Here is a 24,639-nt window from a genome sequence, read left to right as displayed (position 1 = left end):
GAAACGAAGCGTGGTTTAGTTACGACAAGCTGCGCCTGCAGAGGTTCGTTTTGTCTGCAAACGCGACTAGCATGCCCTCATTGCTGCAATGCAATAAAGGGTTGCACATTTGGCTATTGCTTACACTCCGCGTTTTTGGAGGCGCCTCAGCGCGCCTGCCATACAAAATTTCTTCATTGTTCACAGAGCAGCAGCGGTAGCGGTCAGCTGCGCTGCCGTTGCCGCTACCCCTTCTGCCGTCACCGCCCAGTCAGCAAAGGTTGATGAGGGCGCCCGACTGAAAACATTGGGGCTGCACGCGACGGCGGGCATCGATCTTCTTTATGATGACAACGTCTATCGCGTCGATGATCAGATAGAGAACCCGACAAAAGACATCATTGTCACGCCTTGGGCCGAGCTGACCTATGGCAAACCAATAGGGCGTCACGATCTTCTGCTGCGTGGTCGTGTCGGATATGACCAGTTTATCTCCGAAGGTCAGCGGAGCAAGTTGCGGCTCGATACCGAAGCGAAGGCGGTGATACGATTTGGGGCGACCTGCTCTGTGACGCCACTTCTATCCTATCGGCAGCAGCGCGCCGATTATGGGGATATCAACCAGCAGACCGAAAATCTCCAGCGGTTCGCCACATTCGGCGCGGACCTGAGCTGCGAACGTCCAGGCCTTTTCCCCGTCGCATCCTATCGCCGCGACCTGACCCGCAATGATGACGCCTTTGATTTCGCGGATCAGACCAGCGACACTTACATGGCGGGGATCGGCTATAATATGCCGAGCCTGGGCACGCTGACGGCATTTTACGAGCGCGTGAACAGCGATCGTAAAAAGCTGGGGATCGAGAACCGCACCAACAGCTATGGACTACGGTTCAAGCGCGAAGTTTCTCCGATCACGCAGTTGGACGCCGAGCTTCGCTGGCTGGACGTAGATAGCGACTCTCCCGCGGTCGGCAGTTATAATGGCCTGGGTTGGGACATCAGTGTTTCCACCGGCATCGTACCGCGTCTCAAGCTTACGGCCACGACCGAGCGCAGCATCGTCAACGACAGCCTGATCGCCAGTGGCTTCGCAATCCGCACCCGGCACAGATTGGCGGGCGAGTTCGCGATCTCGGAACTGACATCAGCTGGCTTTTATGGCGAATTGGAAAAGCGGAAGTTTCGGCAGGATGCCGCCTTGCGTCCATTCTCCATCACGGCCGACCGCAACCAGCGCTTTGGCGCGATGCTGAAGCGCAAGCTGTCGGATCGCTTCGATCTCTCCCTTGATGCGCAGCGCTACAAGCGGCGCACTGATACGGATGTCGCCGAATTTAGTGGAACCCAGGTGACGCTGGGCGCGGCGATCAGATTTTGACCCTCGAACATGAAGGAGCATGAGCTGTGAAAGCAGAGACCCTCCTGACCAGCTTCTCGATCTTCCTCACGGCTGCCGCGGTGTTTCCAGCGTCGGCGCAAACAGCTGTCGCGAACGCCCCGGCGGCGACTGCTCCAGCCCAGCCGGTAGCCGACGCAGGATATCTGCTTGGTCCCGACGATGAAGTGAAGATTTCGATCTTCGGCCAACCGGACCTGTCGTCAACTACGCGGATAAAGGAAGATGGCTCGGTCACGCTCGCCCTGATCGGACCCGTTCAGGCGCGAGGAAAAACGACATCTCAACTGGCGCAGACCATAGCTGCCAACTACGCAAGCGGCGGGTTCCTCACCAATCCATCGGTCAATGTAGAGGTGAGCAACTATGTCAGTCGCTTCGTGACTGTTCTGGGCAATGTGCCGCAAGCGGGCAATTACCCGCTCGACCGCAACTATACGGTCGCGTCCATGCTGGCGAAGGCTGGCGGTTCGACGAAGGACGGCGCCAACGCCGTAATCCTGACACCAGCTGATGGGAGCGGCGCTGTTCGCATATCGCTTGCCGATATGGCGGTGGGGGGTAGCCGCCAGTTGAAGCCGGGCGACATACTGTTCGTTCCTCCGGCCGAGAAGGTCTATGTTTACGGGCAGGTCCAGCAGCCGGGCGCCTTCTCCTTCGTGCCGGGCCAGAGCTTCCGCCAAGCCCTTGCATTGGCAGGAGGACCGACGCTCGCGGGTTCCACCAAGCGCATAAAAGTACGCCGGGGAGGCAAGGAAATACAGGCGAACCTGGATGATCCGGTTCAGCCTGAAGATGTCCTCATCATCCGGGAGAAGCTGTTTTGACTACGATCGATCATGGCTTCGCGCAGGATCGGCCCAGCGGTATGCTGGACTGGCTCATGTCCTTTCGCCGCAACATGGCGTCTGCCCATACGCGTTCTGGCGAGCCTCGCATGAGGGCGGCCGAGCCCTTGTTGCTCGACACACCTGTGGCGCCGGGCTTCCGGCCAATTCAGCAGGAGGATGAGGTAGCTGAAGCGCCACGGGCTCTTTCCATGGGTGCGATGGCGGCGCCTTTGAAGCCGATCAGCTTGCGGCGGGATTCCATTTATAGCGCTTTCAGTACGGCGATGCCGGTGACGGATCGGCACGGGTTGGCCGGACGGAACGGCGAGCTTGAGAAGCTGGTCGAGGCGATCGTCGTTCAGCGGAAACATGCGGTGATCTTCGGAACGCGAGGATCGGGCAAGACTTCGCTGGCGCGGGTTTTCGGCGACCTGGCGGATGAGGCGGGATGCGTCGCGCTTTATGGATCGGCGAGTGGGGACGCGGATTTCGACGCGTTGTTCCGGCCTTTTCTGAGCGAACTGCCGATGAGTGGGGCGGGGCAGGAAAAAGCGCGCAAATTAATGAATGAAACCATTGATGGAACGCGTTTGGCGAACCTGCTGGTGGAAGACGTACGGCAGCGTGCGATTTTGATCCTGGACGAGTATGACCGGGTCCGATCGGATGAGGCGAAGTCCGATGTGGCGACGCTGCTGAAGCTGCTCACCGACATTCACTCGCCGGTCCAGGTGGTACTGGTCGGCATCGCGGGAGACGTGGATGGGCTGATCGCGGCGCATCCGTCGTTGCGGCGACATATCGCGCCTCAGCGGGTCGCGCCGATCCCGAAGCCGGAGTTGGAGCGGCTGCTGATGAGCTGCGCGGACAATGCGCGGTTGAGGCTTGATCCGGACGCGCTCGACGCGCTGGCGGGCGCGGCGATGGGGTCGCCCTATCATGCGCGGCTGTTCGGCATGCAGGCGGCGCTCGTCGCCGAGGCGGCGGGCCGCGAACGCATGACCCTGGCCGATGTGGAGCAGGGACTGGCGTCCGCGCTGGAAGACTGGGCGGAGATGAGCGGCGCAACGCATGCGCTGTTCCGCCGCATCCTGTGGGACGCGGGTGCGAACCGGCGGATGATCGCGCTGGCAGGGGTCGCAGCGTCCCAGATGTCGGTCATTTCCTATGACCGGCTCGTGCGCCTGAGCCATGAAGTACTGGGCGGCGGATCGATCAATGAAGGTCAGGCCGCCGACACGCTGCGGCGGCTGGAGCCGATCCTGACACCGATGCCCGGCGGAGAACTGTTCATGTTCGAAGATACGCTGGCGCCGCAGTTCCTGTTGCTGATGGCAAAGCAGCCGGTGCCCGCGACGCCCCCTGCCCCGACGCCTGCCGAAGAAATGCGCGCCATGCTGCGAGGAGTTGACGGGCTATGACCATGAACCCGATCGATCTGCTGTCCGCCGTCCAGGCCCGGTGGCGGACGGCGGCGCTGCTGGGCGGCGCGCTGTTCCTGATCGTCGCCATATTGGCGTTCCTGCAGCCCCGCCAATATGCGGCCACATCTTCACTGCTGCTGGACCTGTCGCAGACAGACCCGACCGACGCCAACAACCAACCGGGCGCACGCGTCGAGGTGGACAGCATATTGGGCACGCAGACGGACGTCATCCGATCCGCCAAGGTTATCAATGCGGTGGCGAAGGAAGCCGGGTTCGTCGATGAACTGCCGAAGGATATCCCGCTCGATGCGCGCGTGCAGCAAGCGGCCGACCGCGTGCGGGCCAGCCTGACCGTGACGACCGGGCGGCAGAGCAATGTGCTGCAATTGCAATATATGGATGCCGATCCGGCCGTCGCGGCGAAGGTCGCGAACCTGGCCGCACAAGTCTACATGCGCGAGCAGGTCGAACTGCGCGCCTCCCCTGCGCGAGGATCGGCCAAATGGTTCGACGAGCAGACGCAGGAAGTGCGCCGCCGGTACGAGCTCGCGCAGAAGCGCCTGTCCGACTTCCAGCGGGCTCATGACATTATCGGCATCAACCGCATGGACCTTGAGGCCGAAAAGCTGAAGAACCTGTCCTATCAGCTTACCCAGGCGCAAGCCGAGGCGGCGGCTGCACGGTCGAAAGCCGGCGCGGGATCGGTGTCCGACATCGAAGGGTCGCTGATCGTCCAGAATTTGCAGGAGCAGGTGGCGACGCAATCAGGGCGTGTTTCGGAATTGTCGAAGACCCTTGGCCCGAACCATCCGAGCATGGTCGCCGCCAACGCCCAATTGTCGGAGCTTCAGTCGAAGCTGGCAGCGGCACGCGCCAGCCAGGCGGGGGCGGTGAACGCCAACAGCCGGGCGGCAAGCAGGCGCGAAGGGGACCTCAAGTCCAACATGGCGGGCCAGGAAGATCGCATGATCCGCATGTCGGACGTGCAGGACCAGTTGATGGTCATGCAGCGGGACGTGGATGCCGCGCGCCAGACCTATGACACGGTGCGCCAGCGCTTCAACGAAGCGACGCTGAAGAGCCAGATTTCGCAGCCCAATGCCAGCTTGCTGGACGAGGCGGCGGTGCCGTTGCTGCCAGCCAAGCCGAACATCATGCTGTGGCTGATCGCGGGGGTTGCGCTGGGCCTGATCGGCGGGGTGGCGGCAGTCGTCATCGCCGAGATCCTGAAGCCCCGCGTCCGTTCCGCAACCGGTGTCGCCAAGGCGACCGAAGTTGAAGTCATCACCGAACTGTTGCCGGTCCCCACACGGGGCGGCTGGTTCCTCAATCGGCAGGAGGCCGCATGAGACTGCGTTCCACGGCAGGCGCCCCACCCCAGTTGATGCCCGGCGGCGGGACCGCCGCGCTCCGGCCCAGAGGACGGGACAAGCAGAGCTTTGCGAAGCTGGCGGTCGATCACGGGTTCCTGGCGGAATCCGACGTCACCCGGGTCGACATGCATGCGCGCGAACATGGGCTTCCCTTTCACGAGGCAGCGGTGGAGATCGGCGCGCTGGATGCCGAGGCGGCCAATCTGCTGGCGGCACTGGCGGGCGGATTTTCGCTGCTGCCGACTGGAGATGAACGGATAGACCCGGCGGTGGTCGCGGCCTTTGATCCTGCAAGCCCCTATGCCGCCAAGGTCAGGACGGTCCGGGCCAAGATGCGGGCAGCGGCGAAGGCGGGCGATCCGTCCGCGCTGCGGTTGGCGGTGCTGTCGGTGGATGCCGGAAACGAGGCTGCGGTGATGGCCGCGAACCTGGCGGTCGTGCTGGCGCAGATGGACGGTCAGACGATGTTGATCGACGTCGACATGGGCAATCCGTCGCTCGACCGGCTGTTCCGCGTCGCGAACAAGGCAGGGCTGGCCGAACAGTTGATGGGCAGCGCGGCGCTGCTGCCAGCGGCCAAGACAGCGATCGAAGGATTGTGGCTGATGACCGCGGGGCGCGCTTCGGGCAGCGCGTCGAGCCTGATCACGCGCGGCCCGCTGGCGGACACGGCCAATGGATGGGGCCTGAAGGAGACATCGATGCTGTTCTACCTTGCCGAGCGCAAGGGCGAGCAGACGCCGGTCGGCAGCATCCTGGCAGGGTTCGACGCCGTGGTCATCGTCGCGCGGCGCGGCGATACCGCGATCGCCGACCTGCGCCGCATCATCGACGATCTTGACCGGCAAGGCGTGCCGATCGCCGGGACGGTCATCGCATGAGTGCTGAGCGGGCCCTGCCTCAACCTTTTCCTGCCGCAGAAATGCAGGAAAAGAACGTCGTGGTGGGCGGCGTTCCGGTTTCCACCCTGTCCCTCGACGCCCTGATCACGAAGATGGTGCGAGAAGCGCCGCTCCGCCGGATGCAGCAGGAAACGCCATTGCTGGTGTTCGACTGCAACGGACAGGGCCTGTCGATGAATGCCATCGACCCGCAGTTCCGGGCCGATCTGGCTCAGGCGGACCTGATCCACGCCGATGGGCAGATCATCGTCAAGGCGTCACGCTGGTTCAGCAAGACGCCGATCGCGGACCGGTCGAGCACCACGGACATGTTCATCGACAGTCTGCCGCGTGCGGCCGCACAGGACGTGCGCTATTATCTGCTGGGCGGCGAGGAGAAGGTGAATGCCGAGTGCGCCCGGCGGGTCACCGAACAGACGCCGGGCCTCAAGCTGGCGGGCCGCCGCAACGGCTTCTGGAAAGCGGAAGACGAGGACGCGCTGATCGAGGAGATCAACGCGGCGGCGCCTGACGTGCTTTGGGTAGGAACGGGGAAGCCGCGCGAGCAGGCCTTTTGCGTGCGCAACCGGGATCGCATTAAGGCGGGGTGGATCGTCACTTGTGGCGGCCTCTTCAACTATGTGACCGGCGATTATCCGCGCGCGCCGATGTGGATGCAGAATGCGGGGCTTGAATGGCTGCACCGGATGGCGACGCGGCCACGGCAGCTGGCCTGGCGCTACATCACCACCAATCCCCATGCGCTTTGGCTGATCTGGAAGCATCGCCATGGCTGATGGGACAGCGGTTGCGCAGGCCCACCCCCTAACCCCCTCCCGCTTGCGGGAGGGGGAACTGGAGAAAGACTTGCCCAACCCGCAGCGAGAGGGGCAGCTGATAGGGCGCGCGACCTCCTGCTCTCCGGAGACGCGCGTGAGGAAATTGGGAAGCGTCTTTGGCCGATTTGGCCTTGCCAGCCTGTCGTCCGCCATCGTGTCGGTCAGCCATCTGGCCGTGCAGCTTTTTTCGATCCATCATCTGGGCACGGCGGCGATCGGTACGCTGGCCTTCCTGCTGGTGATCATCCAGTTCGGCTATGGGCTGTCCAACGCGCTGGTGTCGACGCCCTACACGATCGCGGTCAATCAGGATGACCGGGCCGATTGCACGTCATTCGACTTCTTCTTTCCGGTGAACCTGCTTCTGGCGGCAAGTCAGGGACTGATCTGCGCGGGAATAGCCTGGGCCACGGCATCCCCGGCAGCTGCGGCGATGTTCGGGCTTGCGGGCACCTTGTCGCTCATCCGCTGGTTCGGGCGATCCAATGCCTATGCGCATCACCGGCCCGCGCGCGCGGCGCGATCGGACCTCGTCTATGCAGGGACGATCGTTGCTGGCCTGCTTGTGGCCACGCGGACAGGCGCTGACCTGGCGAGCATCGGCGCGATGCTGGTCGTTGCGAGCCTTGCCGGGCTGTTGCCATTTGGAATTTCCTATGTGCGGCGGCACTTCATCATGCGTCCCACGACGGCGTTGAGCGCCTATCGCCCGGTGTGGCGCGAGCAGTCCGGCTGGACATTGGTGGGGGTGCTTTCAACCGAGGCGACGTCGAACGCGCACAGCTATATCGTGACCCTGCTTGCCGGGCCTGCCGCCTTTGCGCCTGTTGCGGTGGGCATGCTGTTCTTCCGGCCCGTTAATGTGTGCATCACCGCGCTTACCCAGTTGGAACGGCCCCGCATGACCCGTGCGGTGGCGCGCGGGGATCATGACGGCGCGATCAAGTCCGAGCGGATATTCATGGGCGCGCTGGTATTCCTGTGGGCGGGGACATGCGTGCTTGCGGCGCTGGTGCTGTTTGCCTTTCCACAGTTGATCCTGAAACCGACTCTGGATTGGCAGCTGGTCGCGATCGCGGTGGGACTGTGCGCGCTGCTGTCGCTGGTCCAGTGCGTGCAGACGCCGATGAGCGTGATGACGCAGGCGCGCAAGGCGTTTCGGCCGCTCGCCCATCAGAGCCTGCGCAGTTGCGGCGTCGGCATCGCGGCGGTGACGCTGCTGACGCTGGCGGTTGCGCCGATCTTTTCGATTGCGGGCGTGGTGTTGTCACAGCTGGTGATGATGCTGGGCATCTGGCAGCTCGACCGCAAGTGGCGGCTGAGCCAGCGGGCGGAAGGCTGAACCCATGGCGTCATCCTGGCACCGGATCGGCAATGCGACCGCCCTCCCCGCTCCTGCTGCTGGGCAGGAAAGCCGTATGGTCGTGGTCGCGCAGATTTTCTACTTCGTGTTTCTGATGATGGTCTTCATCGGCCAGCAGCCTTTTGCGTCACGGACGCAGGATGAGCTGGTGGCGATGGCGGCGGACAATGACGGGTCGGACCTGTTCAAGCAGGCTCTGTTCATCGGCTTTGCGCTGCTGTTGACGGTGGTGCAGGCGTTGCGGCAGCATCCGCTAAAATACCGGTTCACCTTCTGGCCGCTGGCGATCATGCTGGTCTGGTTCCTGATCACTTGCAGCTGGGGCGTCGATCCGTTCGTGTCGTTCAAGCGGGTGATGCAGCAGTTCATCGTGATCTACATCACCTTCTGCGCTTTGGCGCTGATCGGGCCGGAACGGTTGCTGACCGCGCTGCGATGGGCGCTGATCTCCTCGCTGCTCATATGCTGGGTGTCGATGCCGCTGACCTCAGCGGCGGTGCATCCGCCTACCGAAAGCGACAAGGCGCTGATCGGCGCGTGGCGCGGGTTCTTCTTCCACAAGAATATCGCGGGCGCGGTGATGGCGCTGTGCTTCATCGTGTGCGGCAATGCGTGGATCGACCGGCGCAAATGGTATTATGCGCTGTTTGCCGTCATGGCGTTCGTCTTCGTCATCGGGACGAAGAGCAAGACGTCGCTGGCGCTGTGCGTGGGGATGCTGGCGATCAGCAACATCTACCGCGCGCTGAGCGACAATACGCAGAAACGGGCTATCCTGCTCATCATGCTTGGCTTTGGGATGGTCGGGTTCCTGGGGCTCTACATCGCCTACCAGCCAACGATCGAGCGGCTGTTCGCTGACCCGACGAGCTTTACCGGGCGCGTGTCGATCTGGCGCGTGGTGTTCGATTATCTGGCGGACCACCCGTTCCTGGGGGCGGGCTTTGGCGGCTTCTGGCAGGTGGGGGCGAACTCCCCTGCGCATGACTATCTCAATCAGCAATTCCAGATGCTGACGGCGCATTCGCATGACGGCTATCTGGAAATCTGGGTGACGACCGGGCCGCTGGGGCTGGCGCTGCTGCTGCTGAGCTTCCTCGCGCTGCCGGCCTATTGGTTCCTGACGGGATCGACCAGGGAGAACCAGCATCTGATGGTTCCAGCCTTCGCGATCTGGGTGTTCGTCATGTACCAGAATCTGCTGGAAACTTCCTTCTTCGACAAGGACCGGCAGGTCTGGGTGATCTTCCTCGCGGCGATCGCCACCGCGCACGCAACCTTCAAGGCCAAGCCGCGCCCGCAGTGGCAGCGGCGGCGCATTTCTTCCCGGGAGGCCTTCCATGGCTAGGATCATCGTCTGCATTGCCACATGCCACCGGCCGCAGGGATTGCGGCGGACGCTGGAGTCGATCGCCGCGCTGGAGACGGCGCATCAGATCGAGGTGCTGGTCGCCGATAATGACGCGGCCCGGGCAGAAGGCATGGGCGTGGTCGAGCGGCTCGCGGCGCAAGGCTATCGCTGGCCGATCAAGGCGCTGCTGGTGGCGGAGCGGGGCATTCCGGTGGTGCGCAACAGGCTGGTGGAGGAAGCGCTCGCGCGGCCCGGCGCGACGCATGTGGCCATGCTGGATGATGATGAGGCTGCATCGCCCGGCTGGATCGATGCGCTGGTGGACACGGCCATGCGGTGGAATGCCGATGTCGTGGGCGGAGCGGTGGCGCGGGAGATGGACGCGCGGGTGGCGCACTGGGCCGCGCGGCATCCCTTGTTGCAGGCGAAGCGGCGCGGCACGTCGGGGCCGGTGGCTTTGGTCGATAGTACCGCCAATGTACTGATGACCGCGCAGGCGCTGCACCAGATGGGCGAGCGGCCTTTCGACGAACGCATGGCGCTGACCGGCGGGTCGGACAAGCAGTTGTTCAGCCGCATGGCGCGCAAGGGGTTCCGCTTCGCCTGGTCGGAAGAGGCGCTGGTGACGGAGCTTATCCCGGCGAGCCGGGTGACGGCGAAGTGGCTGCTGATGCGCGGCTACCGGCTGGGCATGACCGACATGATGGTCGAGCGCTTCCACAAGGGACGGCTGCGTACCCTGCTGATCGAAGCGCCGCGCATTGCCGCCGGGTTCCTCGTCGGCACGCTGGGCGCTGCCACAACATTCGACCGGGGCAAGCGCGTCGTGCGGCTGGGCAAGCTGTACCGCGCCATCGGCAAGATCGCCGGGATCGCCGGTTTCCGTTATGAAGAATATCGAAAGGTGCACGGCGCATGAGCGATGCCGCTCCCTTCTTTTCCGTGGTCATTCCCCTCTACAACCGCGCGGCGATCGTCGGTGACACGATCCGATCCGTGCTGTCGCAGGATTGGCAAGATTTCGAGATCGTCGTGATCGACGATGGATCGCTAGACAATCCCCGGCCTGCGATCGAAGCCATCGGCGACAAGCGGGTGCGCTATATCAGGCAGGACAATGCCGGAGGCGGGGCGGCGCGCAACCATGGCATCGAAACAGCGCGGGGACGCTATATCGCTTTCCTCGATTCCGACGATCTTTTCCTGCCGGGCAAGCTATCCATCATGGCCCGCGCGCTGAAGGATGATGACGGCCGCACGGTCCTCTATTCGCGGATGAAGGTAGACCGGGGGGTCGACCGTTACTGGATAAGGCCCGATCGGGGCATCCGGGACGGCGAGGATGTCGGCGAATATCTGTTTTGCGCCAATCAGTTCATGCAGACTTCGACCATGGTCGTGCCAAGCGACATGGCGCGCAAGGTGCTGTTCGATCCGGCTCTGAAAAAGGGACAGGATCTGGACTTCTGCGTCCGGTTGCAGGGCGCCGGGGCGCGGTTCAAGATGGTCGAGGAGCCGCTGACGGTGTGGCTCGATGCGACCGAAGCGGGCCGTACATCCTATGTCCGGGGCTATGAAACCTCGCTCGATTGGCTCGACCGCTGCGGTCATATGCTGACTGGCCGGGCACGGCGCGGCTATCGCGCGACCGTGCTCGCCTATCATATGGCGCCTGTCCGGCCCCTCGCCGCCCTCCGTGATCTGGTGGTCGGGCTGTTTGCGGGCGGCGTGCCGCCAAGGGTGGTCGCACGGCAACTGCTGAGATCGTTCCTGCCAAAACCGCTCTACCGGTCGCTGGTGAACCGTTTCGTGCTGCGGTTCGGCAAAGGCGAACCGGCCCATGGCGGGGCGCGGTCGTGATGACGGCGTGGCAATCGCCATCGCAGCTGCAGGCTGCCGTCGCCGAACCCGTTTTTTCGGTCGTCATCCCTACCTATCAGCGGCGCGACGCTGTCGTGGCCGCAGTGCTGTCCGCGCTGGAGCAGAGCATCGCGGTAATCGAGGTGATCGTCGTCATCGATGGGTCGACGGACGGCACCGAATTGGCGCTTCAGGCCATCAAGGACCCGCGCCTGTCCATCATCGTGCAGCAGAACCGGGGTGCATCGGCAGCGCGCAACGCTGGCATCGATCAGGCACGGGGGCGATATATCGCATTTCTGGACTGCGACGACCGTTTCCTGCCGCATCATCTGGCCGACCTGCTGCCGCTGTTGGAGGAGAATGAGAATATCGTCGCCTATGGCCAGGTGCTGGCAGACCGGGGCGGCGGGCGTAATTTCCTGAAGCCTCCACGCGCGATACAGCGCAACGAGCCGGTTGATCGCTACCTGATGTGCGATCGAGGCTTCATCCAGACGAGCAGCGTGGCGCTCAGCCGCTCGCTGGCGGAGAAGGTGCGGTATCGCGAAGATGTGAAGTTCGGCGATGATACCGATTTTGCGCTGCGCCTGTCGCTGGCAGGGGCAGTCTTCGTGATGGCGAGCCGCCCCGGCACCATCTGGACCGACAGGCAAGCGCAGGACCGCTTGTCGCAGGTTCGCGGCAATGTCGGCAGCCTGGCGTGGCTGGCCGATCTGCGCCCGCATATCTCCACGCGTGCCTTTTCGGGCTATATGGGCTGGCATGCCGCAAAGAGCATCTGGCCGACCGAGCGGCTGCGCGCCATCCGCTATTATCTGACGGCCTTGCTGCATGGCGCTTATGGCCCACGTCTGGCGGGTGCCGTGCTGATGCAGATCGTCCTGCCTGACGGTGTTTACCGAAGCCTTTGCGACCGGTGGATCGATGTCTCGCGCCTTTTCACTGGACGGAGGCAGAGCCTGTGATGCGGCGCGAATTCCTGACAGGCGCAGCGACCTTGGCCGCCTGCTCCCCCATACCGCCCGGCGCGGCGCGCGCGGTGTCGCGCGAAGGGCTGGCCGATCATGCCAGACAATCCGGCCGCTACTTCGGCGCGGCCGTGAAGTCCCGGCTGCTGCGCGAGGACAGGGCCTATCGCGCGGCGGCCGCGCGGGAATGCAACATATTGGTGCAGGAATATGAACTGAAGCGCAAAACCGCCGAACCCAAGCCCGGCAGATATGATTTCAAGGGCGCCGACGAGATCATCGATTTCGCGCAGCAGCATGGGATGCGGGCACGTGGGCACACGCTGGTCTGGTACACGGCCAATCCCACATGGCTGGAACCAGCGGTGGAACGGGCGGGGAAAGCGGAACAGCGACGCTTGATGACCAGCTATATCGACGTCGCCATGCGCCGCTATGCGGGCCGGATCAGCGAATGGGATGTCGTCAACGAGACGCTGGAACCCAACCAGGGCCGGGCGGACGGCATGCGCGCGGAAAACCTTTGGATGAAGGCAATGGGCGAACATTATATCGACCTTGCCTTCCACCGCGCCCGAGAAGTCGATGGCGACGCTACGCTGTTCCTCGGCGATTATGGGCTGGAGCATGATTCCCCGCGGTGCGAACGGCGGCGGACGGCGATGCTGAAGCTGCTCGATCGCTTGCTTGGGCGCGGCGTGCCGATCGATGCTATTGGAATCCAAGGGCACCTCAAGCCCTATAAGGAGCCGTTCAAGCAACGGCAGTTCGCAGACTTTCTCGACACATTGAGCGGATATGGACTGAAGCTCGCCATCACGGAACTGGACATCGCCGATCGTGGCGGGCCTCCCAATCCGGAGAAACGGGATCGCGAGGTTGCGGCGTTCGGCAAGGCTTTCCTCGACGTCGCCTTAGACAATCCTGCGGTGGAATCAGTGCTCTGCTGGGGCATTTCCGATCAATATTCCTGGCTGTCCAATTATCCGGAATATAAGTGGCCGGATGGGCAATTGTCGCGTGGCCTGCCCTTCGACGGCAAGATGGCGCGCAAGCCATTTTGGGATGCGATTGCGGGCGCGTTCGATGCGGCGCCGCCTGTCGGCAGGAGGAACCGGGCATGAGGGTCGCTTCCCTGACAGGGTTGCGCGGGGTCGCGGCGGTTTCCGTCCTGCTTTATCATATCCCGCATCAGCCGGCCTTTTCGCAGTTTGCGATTCCCTTGTTCTCGCGCGCCTATCTGGCCGTGGACCTGTTCTTTATCCTGAGCGGCTTCGTCATTTCCTACGGTTATCATGACCGGGTCGTGACGCATCTGAGCCGGGCAAGCTATGCCGACTTCCTGATCAATCGCATGGCCCGGGTGTGGCCGCTGCACCTGATCGTGACATTGGTGTTCGGGCTTCGCATCCTGTTGAACGTTTCCGGCAACCAGTCGATCGACTTGAACGCGGCCAACGTGATCAGCAATCTATTCATGGTGCAAAGCTGGGGATGGGGGACGGAACCGATCGCTGGCAATAGCTGGTCGGTCAGTACGGAAGTCGCCGCCTACCTGATCTATCCCCTGATTGCGATAGTGGCCTTTTCGCGCTTGGCCTGGGCGCAGGCGGCGCTTTGCATCGGGGTGCTGATGTTCGTGGCATCGTCAGGCCTTGGATCGAGCGGGCCGCTGGACGTCAATGATAGCGACAGCGTGTTGACGCTGTTGCGCTGCGTTGCGGGCTTCTCGCTGGGCGTGCTGACATATCGGATTGCGGACCATCCTGTGTGCAAGGCAGTGATCGATCGCAGGGGCGGCTTTGCAGGGGTCTGCGCCCTGATCGCGCTGGCGCTGCTGTTGCCGGGAGCCGATGTGCTGGTCGTGTGCCTGATGCCTGCGCTGGTGCTGAGCTGCTATTATGATGGGCCTGCCGCGCGCGCTGTGATGGCCAACCGATTGAGCTTTCACCTCGGCCTCATCAGCTATTCCATCTATCTTTGGCATCCGCTGGTGCGTGACGTCGCGGCGCGTACGATGGGTGTGGCGCAGCGGCACGGGATTGCCGGGATGGATTGGCTGTTCGTGCTGGGGATGCTGGTCGTCACCTGGCTGATTTGCTGGGCCAGCTACCTGTTGATCGAGGTGCGCGGGCATCAGCTGATCAAGTGGATGCAAAAGGGACGCCCGCAGCGTCCGGCCGCACTGGAACCGGCGGCGCCATGATGGGCAAGCCGATCTGGATCGCCATCCCGACATTCAAGCGGCCAGCCGAATTGCGGCACTTGCTGGAAACGCTGACGCGGCTGGCGCGGCGGCAGGATGTCATGGTGCTGGTCGCGGACAATGACGGGGAGGCAGCGGATGGCGCTGCTGTGGTGGAAGCTTTGCGAGGGGACGGCTATCCCCTCCCCCTTAGGCTGCTGCGGGTGGCGGAGCCGGGGCTTTGCTCTGTCCGCAACGCGATATGTGAAACGGCGATGGCTGATCCGGCCATGCGGTTCATCGCCATGATAGATGATGACGAGTGGCCTCAGCCGGGCTGGCTGGACGCCCTGCTCGCCTGTCAGGCGCAAGTGGGCGCGGATGTGGTGGCGGGACCTGTCGACTTTCACTTTACGGGGAAACCCCCGCGATGGGCCGGGCAGACGCTGGTGTTCCGGCCCGAACGGCGCGCCTGGGGAGCGACGGGGATGCTGTGGGCCAGCAATAACCTGCTGGTGAGCCGGAGGGCGCTGGAGATGGTGACGCGGCCGTGGTTCGATCCGCGCTTCAACCGCAGCGGGGGCGAGGATCTGGATTTCCTGGCGCGGCTGCGGGAAGCAGGCGCGCGGTTCGCCTGGGCGCCCGAGGCGCGTGTCAGCGAATGGGTTCCGCCGGAGCGGGCGAAGCTGAACTGGGTGCTCAAGCGGATGTGGCGGATCGGCTTTACCGAAACGCTGGCGCGGCGAAAGCGGCGGCCGGGGCGCCTGGCCCGGCTTGCGCTGCTCGGCCGGACGCTGGGCATATTGGCGTTGCGCACCATTGGCCTTGCGGGGCTGATCCTGCCCGGCACGCGCCGCGTGGACGTTGCCGGGCAGTGGGTGAAATGCTGGGGACGCCTCTATGCCCTCTCGGGCGGCGCCCACAGCCATTATGGCGCGTTGTAGATGCGGAAGCTCTTGATGATCATGTCGCCCGAGCCGTCATCATAGGCCCCGCTGGTTTTCACCGCGACGTCCATGATCGGATACCAGCGGTGCCCCTGGAAGGGATTGACCGACTGATAGGTTTCGACCCCGTCCACGAACCAGGTGATATAGTCGCGCTGAATATCCACCGCGAAGCTGTGGAAACCCTGGGAGAAGCCGTTCAGGCCGTAAGCCTGCTCCGCCTGGATCGTGACGCCCCGCTGAAAGCTGCGCACGCCGCCGCTGCCGCCATGGATGGTCTGGCCGATGTGGCGGTCGAAGTCCCAATAGCTCTGATAGCCAAAGCCTTCATAGATATCGATTTCGGGCGGCCAGCCGCTGGTGGAGATCAGCCAGAATGCAGGCCATGATCCGCGGCGGCTGGGCATCTTCGCTACCCATTCATATTGGCCGTAGCCGATCTGCGAGGCGATGAAGTTGCGGCCGTCCAGTACGGTGGCGCCATAATACCAGTTCTGGCCTTCATACCAGATGGGCGTCTTGAGCTTCTGGCTGTGCAGGACGAGCCCCTGCGTACCCCAGTAGACGGGCCCCTCCACGCCGGGGAAGACGGATGAATCGAGGTAGAGGCCGGCTTCGCCATTGGCGATCTGGGTGCGGCCATGCGAGAGCGAGGTGGCCCAGCGGTCCCAGCCGCCGTCAGGGGAGCGCTTGTGCGTCTCCTTCTTAAGCTCGAACTGAAGCGTGCCCGTCGCCGCGAAGGCGCGAGGTTGGCGGAAGGTGCCGCTTGCCTTGAGCGTCGGCGCGGCGGCGCTGGTAGCGGTGATGGTCGCGAGCGATTGCCCCTGCAGGCCGCCCCAGGGTGCTTCGCGCAGCTTCACCTGGAACTGCTGTCCTTCGGCGAGGCTGGTGATCGGCACCTCGACCGTCTGGACGAGCGGATCGCCGGGGCGGAAGATGACGACCGTGTCGACGGTCTGGTAATTATATCCCGACAACGCTCGCAGCGTGCCTGATCCGTTAATCGTGATGACCCGCGCGATGACCGTGTTGGGCGTCGGCCGGTCCAGCGTCACCGGCACATAAGCAGTGCCGCTGCCCGGAAGAACCGTGGCATTGCCCAGCGACAGTGTCGCCTTGTCCGGCAGCTTTGTACCGCTGGCGAAATCGAAAGTGGAAAAGCTCGACGTCATGGTCGAGCTCGGACCAGTCGTGGACGAAGTCGTCGAAGATGTGGTCAACGCTGGTGCGCTGCCCAGCAGAGTGGTTGTCGATCCAGTCGATGAGGTGGGTGACGATCCGCCCGATATGATTGTCGCGGCCCCCGCCGCCATGACGCACAAAAGCGATAATCCGGCTCCAACCATGGAGCCGGTCAGCCTGATATTCATGTTTGCAACCCCCGCTTATTAGCCCCCTTAGGGTCCTATACGAAGGTTAACAAAAACTTCCGGTCAAGCACGGCTCATCGCAAAGGAGAGATCTTTGCGACGAGCCGAGGAACTTATTCAGCTGCCTGGATGAGCGGCTCTGGTTCGGGCTCCGCGCCCCTGCCCACGCTGACATAGGTAAAGCCGGCGGCTTCGGCGTCCGCCGGGCGGTAGATGTTGCGCAGGTCGACAAGGCCGTCCCCGTTCATCACCGACCGGAGGCGTGGCAGGTCCAGAGCCCGCAAGGCGTCCCATTCGGTGACGATCACCACGGCCGAGGCTCCCTTTGCCGCGTCATAAGGGCTGGTGCAAAAGTCCACATTCTGGAGCATCGAACGCGCGGCATCCATGCCTTCAGGGTCATAGGCGCGGACCTGCGCGCCCGCATCCTGCAGTGCCTGGATGATGGAGAGCGAGGGCGCATCCCGCATGTCGTCGGTGTTGGGCTTGAAGGTAAGGCCCAGCACGCCGATCGTCTTGCTCCGTACCGATCCATTGCACACGGCGACCACCTTGCGAGCCATGGCGCGCTTGCGGCTTTCGTTGATCGCCACCGTCGTTTCGATCAGGCGGATGGGCGCGCCCGCATCCTCGGCGGTCTTCACGAGAGCCAGCGTGTCCTTCGGGAAGCAGGACCCGCCATAGCCGGGACCAGCGTGGAGGAACTTGCTGCCGATGCGGTTGTCCAGGCCGATGCCGCGCGCGACCTGCTGCACGTCCGCGCCGACATGTTCGCACAGTTCCGCGATTTCGTTGATATAGGTGATCTTCATCGCAAGGAAGGCATTGGCCGCATATTTGATCAGCTCGCTGGTGCGCCTGCCGGTGAACTGAATGGGAGCCTGGTTGAGGTAAAGCGGACGGTAGACTTCTTCCATCACCGGGCGCGCGCGATCATCCTCTATGCCGATGACGATGCGGTCAGGCCGCTTGAAATCCTGGATCGCCGCCCCTTCCCGAAGGAATTCAGGGTTGGAGGCGACAGCAAATTCCGCGGCCGGATTGGTTTCCCGGATGATCCGGTCGACTTCGTCACCGGTGCCGACCGGAACGGTGGATTTGGTGACGATGACGGTGAAGCCGCGCAAGGAGGATGCGATTTCCCGCGCGGCGTCATAGACGTAGCTGAGGTCCGCATGGCCATCGCCCCGCCGAGCAGGCGTGCCGACCGCGATGAACACGACATCGGCCTCTGCGACAGAGGCAGCAAGGTCCGTCGTGAAGGTCAGCCGTCCCGCCTTCACATTGCGCGCGATCAGGTCGGCAAGACCCGGCTCATAGATGGGAACGCCGCCTCCGCGCAGCACCTCGACCTTTGACACATCCTTGTCGACGCAAATGACGTCATGGCCAAAGTCCGCCAAGCATGCGCCCGAAACCAACCCGACATAGCCCGATCCGGTCATAACGATCCGCATCACCATTCTCCCTTCGAAAGAGCTTCGCGCCTGGCATCCGTTCCGCGAAGAAGGGCGCAAGAAACCAACCCCGCAAAACGCAGGATGACGGGCTCAGCCATTCACCATGAACCGGACGCACAGGCGCTAAAGCCCGACATCCAAAAGCTGGAACCAGCCAGCTATTGATGCGGCGCAGCATAGCGTTCGAGGCCAAGTGGATGCAACGCAGCCCGCCGCTCGGCAGACACATATGAGCGTGGAAGCAGCGCTTACTTACCGGAAAATATGGTCAGATGCCGCCGGTCACGACGGGCCAGCCGCCACTTTCCAGGCGATTGGTGAGATCGGCGACGCACTGTTCCAGGGTTGCCGCGTCCGTTGACCGGATGACGAAGTTCGCGCCTGTCCTTCCTTCGCGGAAGAAGGGATAGCTGCCGATCTGACAGCCTTCATGGCTACGCTCCGTCTTGGCGAGGATATCGGCAATCTCGCTTTCCGCGACCCAGCAGCCGATCTGCGCAGACATCAGCGGGCGACCACCTTCCAGCGTGCCGGTCAACATGTCCAGCATGCCTGCGGTGATATGGGGCACACCGGCCATGATGAAGATGTTGCCGTGACGGATACCGGGCGCGCCCGACATGCGGTTTTCGATGAGGTCGGAGCCTGCCGGCACTCTCGCCATCCGTAACCGCGCGTCGGTGAGGCCGCCGCGCGTTTCATAATAGCCCTGCAGCATGGCGCGCGCCTCAGGGTGAATTTCGACGTTCACCTCAAGCGCCCGCGCAATCGCATCGACGGTGATGTCATCATGCGTCGGCCCGATGCCGCCGGTCGTGAACAGATAGTCATTGCGGGCGCGAAGCGTGTTCACCGCCTCGACAATGGAGTCGCTGTCGTCGGCGATCACGCGGACCTCCCGCAACCTGATCCCCTGCACATTCAGCCAGGACGCGATCTGCGCGATATTCTTGTCCTGGGTTCGGCCGGACAGAATCTCGTCTCCGATCACGATCAGCGCAGCGGTCCAGATGCGTTCGGTTACGGGCATGGGGCTGGCCATAGCCCCTGATCGGTCGGCTGCCTAGCCCGGCGCGAACGGGGCCTCGCAATATCGCCTTGTTCCGCCTATAATCGCATCATGACCGAATATATGACGATGACGGCCGATGCGCCGATTTCCCGATCGACCGCGATCAAATTGTACGACGCGGCAGGCTTTGACGGCATGCGCAAGGCGGGCCGGTTGGCGGCGGAGATCCTCGACGCATTGGTGCCGCATGTCGTGCCGGGCGTCACCACCGGCGAGTTGGACGACATCGTCCGTCGCATGACGCTGGATGGCGGCGGCGTACCCGCGACCCTTGGCTATCGCGGCTACACGCACAGCTGCTGCATCTCGCTCAACAATGTCATCTGCCATGGCATACCTGGCGACCTGAAGCTGAAAGAAGGCGATATCCTGAATATCGACGTGACGCCGCTCGTCGATGGCTGGCACGGCGACACCAGCCGCATGTTCATCGTCGGCGAAACGAGCATCAAGGCCAAGCGGCTCATCGAAGTAACCTATGAGTGCCTGATGCTGGGCATCGAACAGGCAAAGCCCGGCAATCATCTCGGCGACATCGGCTATGCCATTCAGCGGCATGCGGAGAAGCATCGCTACGGCGTGGTCCGCGATTTCTGCGGCCATGGCCTTGGCCGGGTGTTCCATGACAGCCCGGAAGTGGTCCATATCGGCCGTCCGGGAACGGGCCCGGAACTTCGTCCCGGCATGTTCTTCACGATCGAGCCGATGATCAACATCGGGAAGCCGGGCGTGAAGATGCTGGAGGATGGCTGGACGGCAGTGACGCGCGACCGGACGCTTTCGGCACAATTCGAACACAGCATCGGCATTACCGAGACAGGTTGCGAAATCTTCACGAAGAGCCCGGCCGGACTGGATGCGCCGCCCTATCTGGGATGAACTTCCGGCTGCCTAAAAATTAGGCAAGGCTGATCGCAACTGCCCAGAAACCGGGCGATATGGACAAAGATTGCCGCATCTACGAAAGCGTGGCTAAGCGATTCGCCAATTGGCACGGTAATTGATTGTTCAAAGGCGCGGCTCATGTCTTTGGGGGGCATGAAGATCGTTGCTTTTGAGGATGGGTGGATGGAGAGCGTCTCCATCATCAAGCGCGGGTTTGGGTTGGGAATAGAGTGATGAAAAAGATCGAAGCGATCATCAAGCCGTTCAAGCTCGACGAGGTGAAGGAAGCGCTTCACGAAGTGGGCGTGTCCGGCATCACGGTTACCGAAGCCAAGGGTTTCGGCCGCCAGAAGGGGCATACCGAACTCTATCGCGGCGCTGAATATGTCGTCGATTTCCTGCCCAAGGTGAAGCTGGAGGTCGTGGTCGACGATTCTCTGGCAGATCGCGTGGTGGAGGCGATTTCCACCGCTGCTCAGACGGGCCGCATCGGCGACGGCAAGATCTTCATCACCGCAATCGAAGGTGCCGTTCGCATCCGTACCGGCGAGCGGGACAGCGACGCCATCTAAACCGCATCAATTCCGATTTCGCGCCAGCTTCGTGGAGGGGCTGGCGAACTGCAACATCCAAGACCCCTTCGGGGGGGCAAATATGAAAGAAGGGCAAGCGCACATGGCCAACACGCCAAAAGACATCCTGAAGATGATCGAAGAAAAGGAGATCGAGTGGGTCGATCTGCGCTTCACCGATCCCAAGGGCAAGTGGCAGCACCTGACCATGGTGTCTTCCGTGCTGGGCGAAGATGAGCTGAACGAAGGCCTGATGTTCGACGGTTCGTCGATCGAAGGCTGGAAGGCGATCAACGAGTCCGACATGATCCTGAAGCCCGACCTGGACGCCGTCTATGTCGATCCCTTCAGCGCGACCCCGATGCTGATCCTGTTCTGCGATATCGTCGAACCCGACACTGGCGAACTCTATGCCCGTGACCCGCGTTCGACCGCCAAGCGCGCAGAAGCCTTCGTCAAGTCGGCTGGTTTCGGCGACACCGTCTATGTCGGCCCTGAAGCCGAATTCTTCATGTTCGACGACGTTCGCTTCAACAACGACTATAACGAGTCCTTCTACAAGATCGACGACATCGAACTGCCGACCAACACCGGCCGCGAATATGAGGGCGGCAACCTTGCCCACCGTCCGCGCGCCAAGGGCGGCTACTTCCCCGTCGCTCCGGTCGATCCGGCCACCGACATCCGCGCCGAGATGGTCACCACCATGCTCGAAATGGGCCTGCCCTGCGACAAGCACCACCATGAAGTGGCCGCTGCCCAGCACGAACTCGGCCTGACCTTCGGTACGCTGGTCCAGACCGCCGACCGCATGCAGATCTACAAGTATGTCGTGCAGATGGTCGCGCAGGCCTATGGCAAGACCGCGACTTTCATGCCGAAGCCGATCGCAGCGGACAACGGTTCGGGCATGCACACCCACATGTCGATCTGGGACGGCGGCAAGCCGCTCTTCGCGGGCGAAGGCTATGCCGGCCTCAGCGATATGTGCCTCTACTTCATCGGCGGCGTCATCAAGCACGCCAAGGCGCTGAACGCCTTCACCAACCCGACCACCAACAGCTACAAGCGTCTGGTGCCGGGCTTTGAAGCGCCGGTTCTGCTGGCCTATTCGGCGCGCAACCGCTCGGCTTCCTGCCGTATTCCCTATGGCGCGGGTTCGAAGGCCAAGCGCGTGGAATTCCGCTTCCCCGACGCGATGGCCAACCCCTATCTGTGCTACGCAGCGCTGCTGATGGCTGGCCTCGACGGCATCGAGAACAAGATCCATCCGGGTTCCGCGATGGACAAGAACCTCTATGACCTGCCGCCGGAAGAACTGAGCCAGGTGCCGACCGTTTGCGGTTCGCTCCGTGAAGCGCTGAACAGCCTGGAAGCCGACTATGAGTTCCTGCTGAAGGGCGACGTGTTCACCAAGGACCAGATCGAAGCCTATATCGAGCTGAAGTGGCCCGAAGTGTACCGCTGGGAAATGGCTCCCTCGCCGGTCGAATTCGACATGTACTACAGCGCCTGATCCGATCAGACTGTAGGTTATGGAAGGGCTCGGCAGCGAAAGCTGCCGGGCCTTTTTCGCTTTGGTGGGCGAACGCGTCAGCCCGGCGTTGTTGAGCGGAGGGCCTGGATGTGGGCGGTCGCCATGAGAACGCACGGGCCGGCACTGGCGTGATCGGGGCGCGACAAAAGGAGCAGCCCGACCGTTCGGCTGTCTGCTACACTCGTATCTTTTGATAATCTCGTAGGCGGGTCAGCTCTGATCAGGGATCGATGCGCCGAACAGCAACACCGGCTCTCCCGCAGGAGACAGCGCGATCTCACCGCCTGCGCTCGTGACCAGGCTGCGCACCATCCAGGCGGCAGCGGTCCGAGAGGCGAGACCTTCGTCCGGCAGCGTGCCTGCAAGCGCGGAACGCAGATCAGGGTCCAGCACAAGTTTGGGTCCTTCGGCGCGCACCACGATTTCGGTGACACCGGGCCGCCTTTCGGCACCGATATCGAGCTGTCCGCCACGCACCAAGGCGTCGCCTGCGATCAGGGCGAGATTGAGCAGCACCTTGACCGGCAGCTTGTCGAGCATGTCGTCATCGACCAGCCAGCCGATCTTCACACGTCCAGCCCCTGAAAACATGCCCTCGATCGCGACGCGGGCCTCATGCGTGGGGACTGCATCGCCGAAGCCACCCGCCGAGCCAAAGGCCAGGCGGAAGAATTTGAGCTTGTTCGCCGATGTCTTCGCGCTGTCCGCCAGCAAATCCAGGCAGCGCTGGCGCATTTCCGGATCCGTTTCGTCAGCCATCAGTTCCAGCCCATTGTTCAGGGCACCAACCGGGCTCAGCAGGTCATGGCACAGGCGCGAACAAAGCAGGCTGGCGAATTCGATGCTGTCGGTCGGATTGGTCATGAAGGATGTGCCGCCGGAAATGACTGGAAGGAATGACAGGCTAATGCGCTGCCGGGGCACAGGATGCAACCCCGGCCTGCCGCCTTTGCCTCACATGATATCGAGCATTGCGCGGGTGAAGGTCACTTCCCCACCCTCCCCCCGCCCAGCAATCCACAGCCTTGCCTCGTCATCACCGACGATCAGCCACAGACTTCCGTCCGGCCGGGCGCTGGCGGCGTCGGTCGCCGACGGAATAGCCGCGCCGCTCGGATGCGAGTGATAGTGGCCCAATATAGCCGGGCCACCGGCGCGCGCTGCCTTGTGCGCCTTGAGCAACGTCGCCGGACTAAGTTCGAAATAGCGATGGGGATCAGGCGCCACATTCTCCGCCGGGAGAATATCGCTGACATGGCCAGGCTGTCCGAGCAGCAGACCGCAGACTTCCTGACCGCTGGCGGCCGCCAGGGACATGATTTGTTCCAGTGTCGACCTTGAAATCCGGACCATCATTCCTACATGCTTAGCCAATGGGTTCGGGGGTTTCCATCATCGAAGCAACGATCGGTGAAGCGCAACATGGGCTTCGCCTGGACAAGGCGCTTGCCGAGTTGCTGCCGGACCTGTCGCGCGAACGGTTGAAGAGCCTGATCGTCGAAGGTGATGTGACTACCGATGGACGGACGCTCAATCCGTCGATGAAGGTCGCCGTTGGCCAGCTTTTCGCGATCTCTATCCCCGCTCCTGTCGAGGCTGAAGCGATCGCGCAGGATATCCCGCTGACCATCGTGCATGAAGATGCCGACCTGATCGTCGTGGACAAGCCCGCAGGCTTGGTGGTGCACCCCGCAGCGGGCAATCTGGACGGGACACTGGTCAACGCCCTGCTGCATCATTGCCGGGGAGAACTTTCCGGCATCGGCGGCGTGGCGCGGCCGGGGATCGTGCATCGGATCGACAAGGATACGTCCGGGCTTCTGGTGATCGCCAAGTCGGACCGTGCGCATGAGGGGCTGGCGCAGCAGTTCAAGGCTCACAGCATCGACCGCCTCTACGCCGCGATCGTCTATGGCTTGCCGCAGCCGTCTGCCGGAACGGTCGATACCTGGATCGGTCGATCCGATTCCGATCGCAAGAAAATGGCGGTGCATCGGGAAGGGCGCGGCAAGCATGCCGTCACCCATTACCGGCTCATCGAACGGCTTGCGGGGGCTGCCCTGGTCGAATGCAAGCTGGAAACGGGACGGACGCATCAGGTGCGCGTCCATATGGCACATCTCGGCCACCCCTTGATCGGCGATCCAGTTTACAGTAGAGACAGAAAAGGTTTCAAAACGATACTGGAAACGCTGCGTTTCAAAAGGCAGGCATTGCACGCCAAACGGCTGGGGTTCATACATCCCTTAACGGGGCAAAAACTCAGCTTCGACAGTGCACTGCCTACCGACATGCAGGAACTGTTAAGCGAGCTCCACGTATAGGTTTTGACAAGTTT

The 24,639-nt window shown here is 62.7% G+C and carries 24 protein-coding genes; 19 read left to right on the top strand and 5 right to left on the bottom strand.

Translation table 11 applies throughout. The annotated features are described in order from the left end of the window. The first annotated feature begins 286 nt into the window (after positions 1-286). The 14 genes from MU848_RS07010 (at position 287) to MU848_RS06945 (ending at position 15,402) form a co-directional block, all read left to right on the top strand. Entirely contained in the window at positions 287-1,360 is a 1,074-nt protein-coding gene (locus tag MU848_RS07010; protein WP_236574961.1) for a hypothetical protein, read from the top strand. A gap of 26 nt (positions 1,361-1,386) precedes the next feature. Then, positions 1,387-2,205: a polysaccharide biosynthesis/export family protein gene (locus MU848_RS07005; RefSeq protein ID WP_201514309.1), complete on the top strand. Its 819-nt coding sequence runs from the start codon at positions 1,387-1,389 to the stop codon at positions 2,203-2,205. After that, entirely contained in the window at positions 2,202-3,629 is a 1,428-nt protein-coding gene (locus MU848_RS07000; protein WP_247230972.1) for an ATP-binding protein, read from the top strand. The genes MU848_RS07005 and MU848_RS07000 overlap by 4 nt, the downstream gene beginning before the upstream one ends. Continuing rightward, a complete protein-coding gene (locus MU848_RS06995; RefSeq protein WP_247230971.1) occupies positions 3,626-4,984 on the top strand; it encodes a GNVR domain-containing protein in 1,359 nt (452 codons plus the stop codon). The genes MU848_RS07000 and MU848_RS06995 overlap by 4 nt, the downstream gene beginning before the upstream one ends. Then, positions 4,981-5,889: a capsular biosynthesis protein gene (locus MU848_RS06990; protein ID WP_247230970.1), complete on the top strand. Its 909-nt coding sequence runs from the start codon at positions 4,981-4,983 to the stop codon at positions 5,887-5,889. Before MU848_RS06995 ends, MU848_RS06990 begins: the two co-directional genes overlap by 4 nt. Then, positions 5,886-6,686, top strand: coding sequence for a WecB/TagA/CpsF family glycosyltransferase (locus MU848_RS06985; protein ID WP_315862426.1), 801 nt, complete (start codon positions 5,886-5,888; stop codon positions 6,684-6,686). Before MU848_RS06990 ends, MU848_RS06985 begins: the two co-directional genes overlap by 4 nt. A 136-nt stretch (positions 6,687-6,822) precedes the next feature. Beyond that, entirely contained in the window at positions 6,823-8,070 is a 1,248-nt protein-coding gene (locus MU848_RS06980) for a polysaccharide biosynthesis protein (RefSeq protein WP_247230968.1), read from the top strand. 4 nt (positions 8,071-8,074) lie between these two features. Then, the gene (locus tag MU848_RS06975; protein ID WP_247230967.1) at positions 8,075-9,439 is read left to right on the top strand and encodes an O-antigen ligase family protein; all 1,365 of its coding nucleotides are present in this window, start codon (positions 8,075-8,077) and stop codon (positions 9,437-9,439) included. Then, entirely contained in the window at positions 9,432-10,361 is a 930-nt protein-coding gene (locus MU848_RS06970; RefSeq protein WP_247230966.1) for a glycosyltransferase family 2 protein, read from the top strand. Before MU848_RS06975 ends, MU848_RS06970 begins: the two co-directional genes overlap by 8 nt. After that, positions 10,358-11,302 (top strand): glycosyltransferase family 2 protein, encoded by a 945-nt coding sequence (locus MU848_RS06965; RefSeq protein WP_247230965.1) that lies wholly within the window; start codon positions 10,358-10,360, stop codon positions 11,300-11,302. Before MU848_RS06970 ends, MU848_RS06965 begins: the two co-directional genes overlap by 4 nt. Next, a complete protein-coding gene (locus MU848_RS06960; protein ID WP_097091719.1) occupies positions 11,302-12,270 on the top strand; it encodes a glycosyltransferase family 2 protein in 969 nt (322 codons plus the stop codon). The genes MU848_RS06965 and MU848_RS06960 overlap by 1 nt, the downstream gene beginning before the upstream one ends. Further along, positions 12,270-13,397 (top strand): endo-1,4-beta-xylanase, encoded by a 1,128-nt coding sequence (locus MU848_RS06955; protein WP_247230964.1) that lies wholly within the window; start codon positions 12,270-12,272, stop codon positions 13,395-13,397. The genes MU848_RS06960 and MU848_RS06955 overlap by 1 nt, the downstream gene beginning before the upstream one ends. Beyond that, a complete protein-coding gene (locus MU848_RS06950) occupies positions 13,394-14,479 on the top strand; it encodes an acyltransferase family protein (protein WP_247230963.1) in 1,086 nt (361 codons plus the stop codon). Before MU848_RS06955 ends, MU848_RS06950 begins: the two co-directional genes overlap by 4 nt. After that, a complete protein-coding gene (locus tag MU848_RS06945; RefSeq protein ID WP_201514325.1) occupies positions 14,476-15,402 on the top strand; it encodes a glycosyltransferase family 2 protein in 927 nt (308 codons plus the stop codon). The genes MU848_RS06950 and MU848_RS06945 overlap by 4 nt, the downstream gene beginning before the upstream one ends. Here the strand turns inward: MU848_RS06945 and MU848_RS06940 are convergent. Beyond that, positions 15,387-16,577 carry a family 16 glycosylhydrolase gene (locus tag MU848_RS06940; protein WP_236574966.1) on the bottom strand — a complete coding sequence of 397 codons (1,191 nt, stop codon included), beginning with the start codon at positions 16,575-16,577 and terminating at the stop codon, positions 15,387-15,389. The two genes, MU848_RS06945 and MU848_RS06940, sit on opposite strands and share 16 nt — an antisense overlap. On the opposite strand from MU848_RS06940, the gene MU848_RS06935 reads away from it, so the two are divergent. After that, positions 16,576-16,797, top strand: coding sequence for a hypothetical protein (locus MU848_RS06935; RefSeq protein WP_236576310.1), 222 nt, complete (start codon positions 16,576-16,578; stop codon positions 16,795-16,797). The two genes, MU848_RS06940 and MU848_RS06935, sit on opposite strands and share 2 nt — an antisense overlap. A 91-nt stretch (positions 16,798-16,888) precedes the next feature. Here the strand turns inward: MU848_RS06935 and MU848_RS06930 are convergent, their stop codons facing one another. Together MU848_RS06930 and MU848_RS06925 are read right to left on the bottom strand one after the other, a co-directional pair. Further along, positions 16,889-18,232 (bottom strand): UDP-glucose dehydrogenase family protein, encoded by a 1,344-nt coding sequence (locus MU848_RS06930; protein WP_097092810.1) that lies wholly within the window; start codon positions 18,230-18,232, stop codon positions 16,889-16,891. A gap of 271 nt (positions 18,233-18,503) precedes the next feature. After that, positions 18,504-19,277, bottom strand: a complete 774-nt coding sequence (locus MU848_RS06925) for a competence/damage-inducible protein A (protein WP_247230962.1) — start codon at positions 19,275-19,277, stop codon at positions 18,504-18,506. A 78-nt stretch (positions 19,278-19,355) separates the two neighbouring features. Here MU848_RS06925 and map point away from each other — a divergent pair, with 78 nt between their 5' ends. The 3 genes from map (at position 19,356) to glnA (ending at position 22,280) form a co-directional block, all read left to right on the top strand. After that, positions 19,356-20,186, top strand: coding sequence for a type I methionyl aminopeptidase (map, locus tag MU848_RS06920; protein ID WP_247230961.1), 831 nt, complete (start codon positions 19,356-19,358; stop codon positions 20,184-20,186). A gap of 239 nt (positions 20,187-20,425) precedes the next feature. Beyond that, positions 20,426-20,764, top strand: coding sequence for a P-II family nitrogen regulator (locus tag MU848_RS06915; protein WP_097091724.1), 339 nt, complete (start codon positions 20,426-20,428; stop codon positions 20,762-20,764). Positions 20,765-20,867: 103 nt separating this feature from the next. Further along, positions 20,868-22,280, top strand: a complete 1,413-nt coding sequence (gene glnA, locus MU848_RS06910; RefSeq protein ID WP_097091725.1) for a type I glutamate--ammonia ligase — start codon at positions 20,868-20,870, stop codon at positions 22,278-22,280. A gap of 231 nt (positions 22,281-22,511) precedes the next feature. Here the strand turns inward: glnA and MU848_RS06905 are convergent, their stop codons facing one another. Both MU848_RS06905 and MU848_RS06900 read right to left on the bottom strand, forming a co-directional pair. Then, positions 22,512-23,165 (bottom strand): histidine phosphotransferase family protein, encoded by a 654-nt coding sequence (locus tag MU848_RS06905; RefSeq protein ID WP_247230960.1) that lies wholly within the window; start codon positions 23,163-23,165, stop codon positions 22,512-22,514. 90 nt (positions 23,166-23,255) lie between these two features. Next, positions 23,256-23,657: a Mov34/MPN/PAD-1 family protein gene (locus tag MU848_RS06900; protein ID WP_247230959.1), complete on the bottom strand. Its 402-nt coding sequence runs from the start codon at positions 23,655-23,657 to the stop codon at positions 23,256-23,258. Between the two features lie 17 nt (positions 23,658-23,674). On the opposite strand from MU848_RS06900, the gene MU848_RS06895 reads away from it, so the two are divergent. Beyond that, a complete protein-coding gene (locus tag MU848_RS06895) occupies positions 23,675-24,625 on the top strand; it encodes an RluA family pseudouridine synthase (protein ID WP_247230958.1) in 951 nt (316 codons plus the stop codon). The last annotated feature ends 14 nt before the right edge of the window (positions 24,626-24,639 follow it).

This window comes from Sphingobium agri, from assembly GCF_023051225.1.
Classification (GTDB): Bacteria; Pseudomonadota; Alphaproteobacteria; order Sphingomonadales; family Sphingomonadaceae; genus Sphingobium; species Sphingobium agri.
The sequence above is the reverse complement of the archived record's forward strand: the minus strand, read 5'-3'. Positions and strand labels throughout refer to the sequence as shown.

Coding starts and splice junctions, on each gene's coding strand:
- MU848_RS06925 (WP_247230962.1), bottom strand. CDS start 19,277: ATGGCCAGCCCCATGCCCGTAACCGAACGCATCTGGACCGCTGCGCTG.
- MU848_RS06990 (WP_247230970.1), top strand. CDS start 4,981: ATGAGACTGCGTTCCACGGCAGGCGCCCCACCCCAGTTGATGCCCGGC.
- MU848_RS06965 (WP_247230965.1), top strand. CDS start 10,358: ATGAGCGATGCCGCTCCCTTCTTTTCCGTGGTCATTCCCCTCTACAAC.
- MU848_RS06940 (WP_236574966.1), bottom strand. CDS start 16,577: ATGACGTCGAGCTTTTCCACTTTCGATTTCGCCAGCGGTACAAAGCTG.
- MU848_RS06970 (WP_247230966.1), top strand. CDS start 9,432: ATGGCTAGGATCATCGTCTGCATTGCCACATGCCACCGGCCGCAGGGA.
- MU848_RS06975 (WP_247230967.1), top strand. CDS start 8,075: ATGGCGTCATCCTGGCACCGGATCGGCAATGCGACCGCCCTCCCCGCT.
- MU848_RS06900 (WP_247230959.1), bottom strand. CDS start 23,657: ATGATGGTCCGGATTTCAAGGTCGACACTGGAACAAATCATGTCCCTG.
- MU848_RS06995 (WP_247230971.1), top strand. CDS start 3,626: ATGACCATGAACCCGATCGATCTGCTGTCCGCCGTCCAGGCCCGGTGG.
- MU848_RS06955 (WP_247230964.1), top strand. CDS start 12,270: ATGCGGCGCGAATTCCTGACAGGCGCAGCGACCTTGGCCGCCTGCTCC.
- MU848_RS06895 (WP_247230958.1), top strand. CDS start 23,675: ATGGGTTCGGGGGTTTCCATCATCGAAGCAACGATCGGTGAAGCGCAA.
- glnA (WP_097091725.1), top strand. CDS start 20,868: ATGGCCAACACGCCAAAAGACATCCTGAAGATGATCGAAGAAAAGGAG.
- MU848_RS06950 (WP_247230963.1), top strand. CDS start 13,394: ATGAGGGTCGCTTCCCTGACAGGGTTGCGCGGGGTCGCGGCGGTTTCC.
- MU848_RS06935 (WP_236576310.1), top strand. CDS start 16,576: ATGGTCGAGCTCGGACCAGTCGTGGACGAAGTCGTCGAAGATGTGGTC.
- MU848_RS06960 (WP_097091719.1), top strand. CDS start 11,302: ATGACGGCGTGGCAATCGCCATCGCAGCTGCAGGCTGCCGTCGCCGAA.
- MU848_RS06930 (WP_097092810.1), bottom strand. CDS start 18,232: ATGCGGATCGTTATGACCGGATCGGGCTATGTCGGGTTGGTTTCGGGC.
- MU848_RS06985 (WP_315862426.1), top strand. CDS start 5,886: ATGAGTGCTGAGCGGGCCCTGCCTCAACCTTTTCCTGCCGCAGAAATG.
- MU848_RS06945 (WP_201514325.1), top strand. CDS start 14,476: ATGATGGGCAAGCCGATCTGGATCGCCATCCCGACATTCAAGCGGCCA.
- MU848_RS06915 (WP_097091724.1), top strand. CDS start 20,426: ATGAAAAAGATCGAAGCGATCATCAAGCCGTTCAAGCTCGACGAGGTG.
- MU848_RS06905 (WP_247230960.1), bottom strand. CDS start 23,165: ATGACCAATCCGACCGACAGCATCGAATTCGCCAGCCTGCTTTGTTCG.
- map (WP_247230961.1), top strand. CDS start 19,356: ATGACCGAATATATGACGATGACGGCCGATGCGCCGATTTCCCGATCG.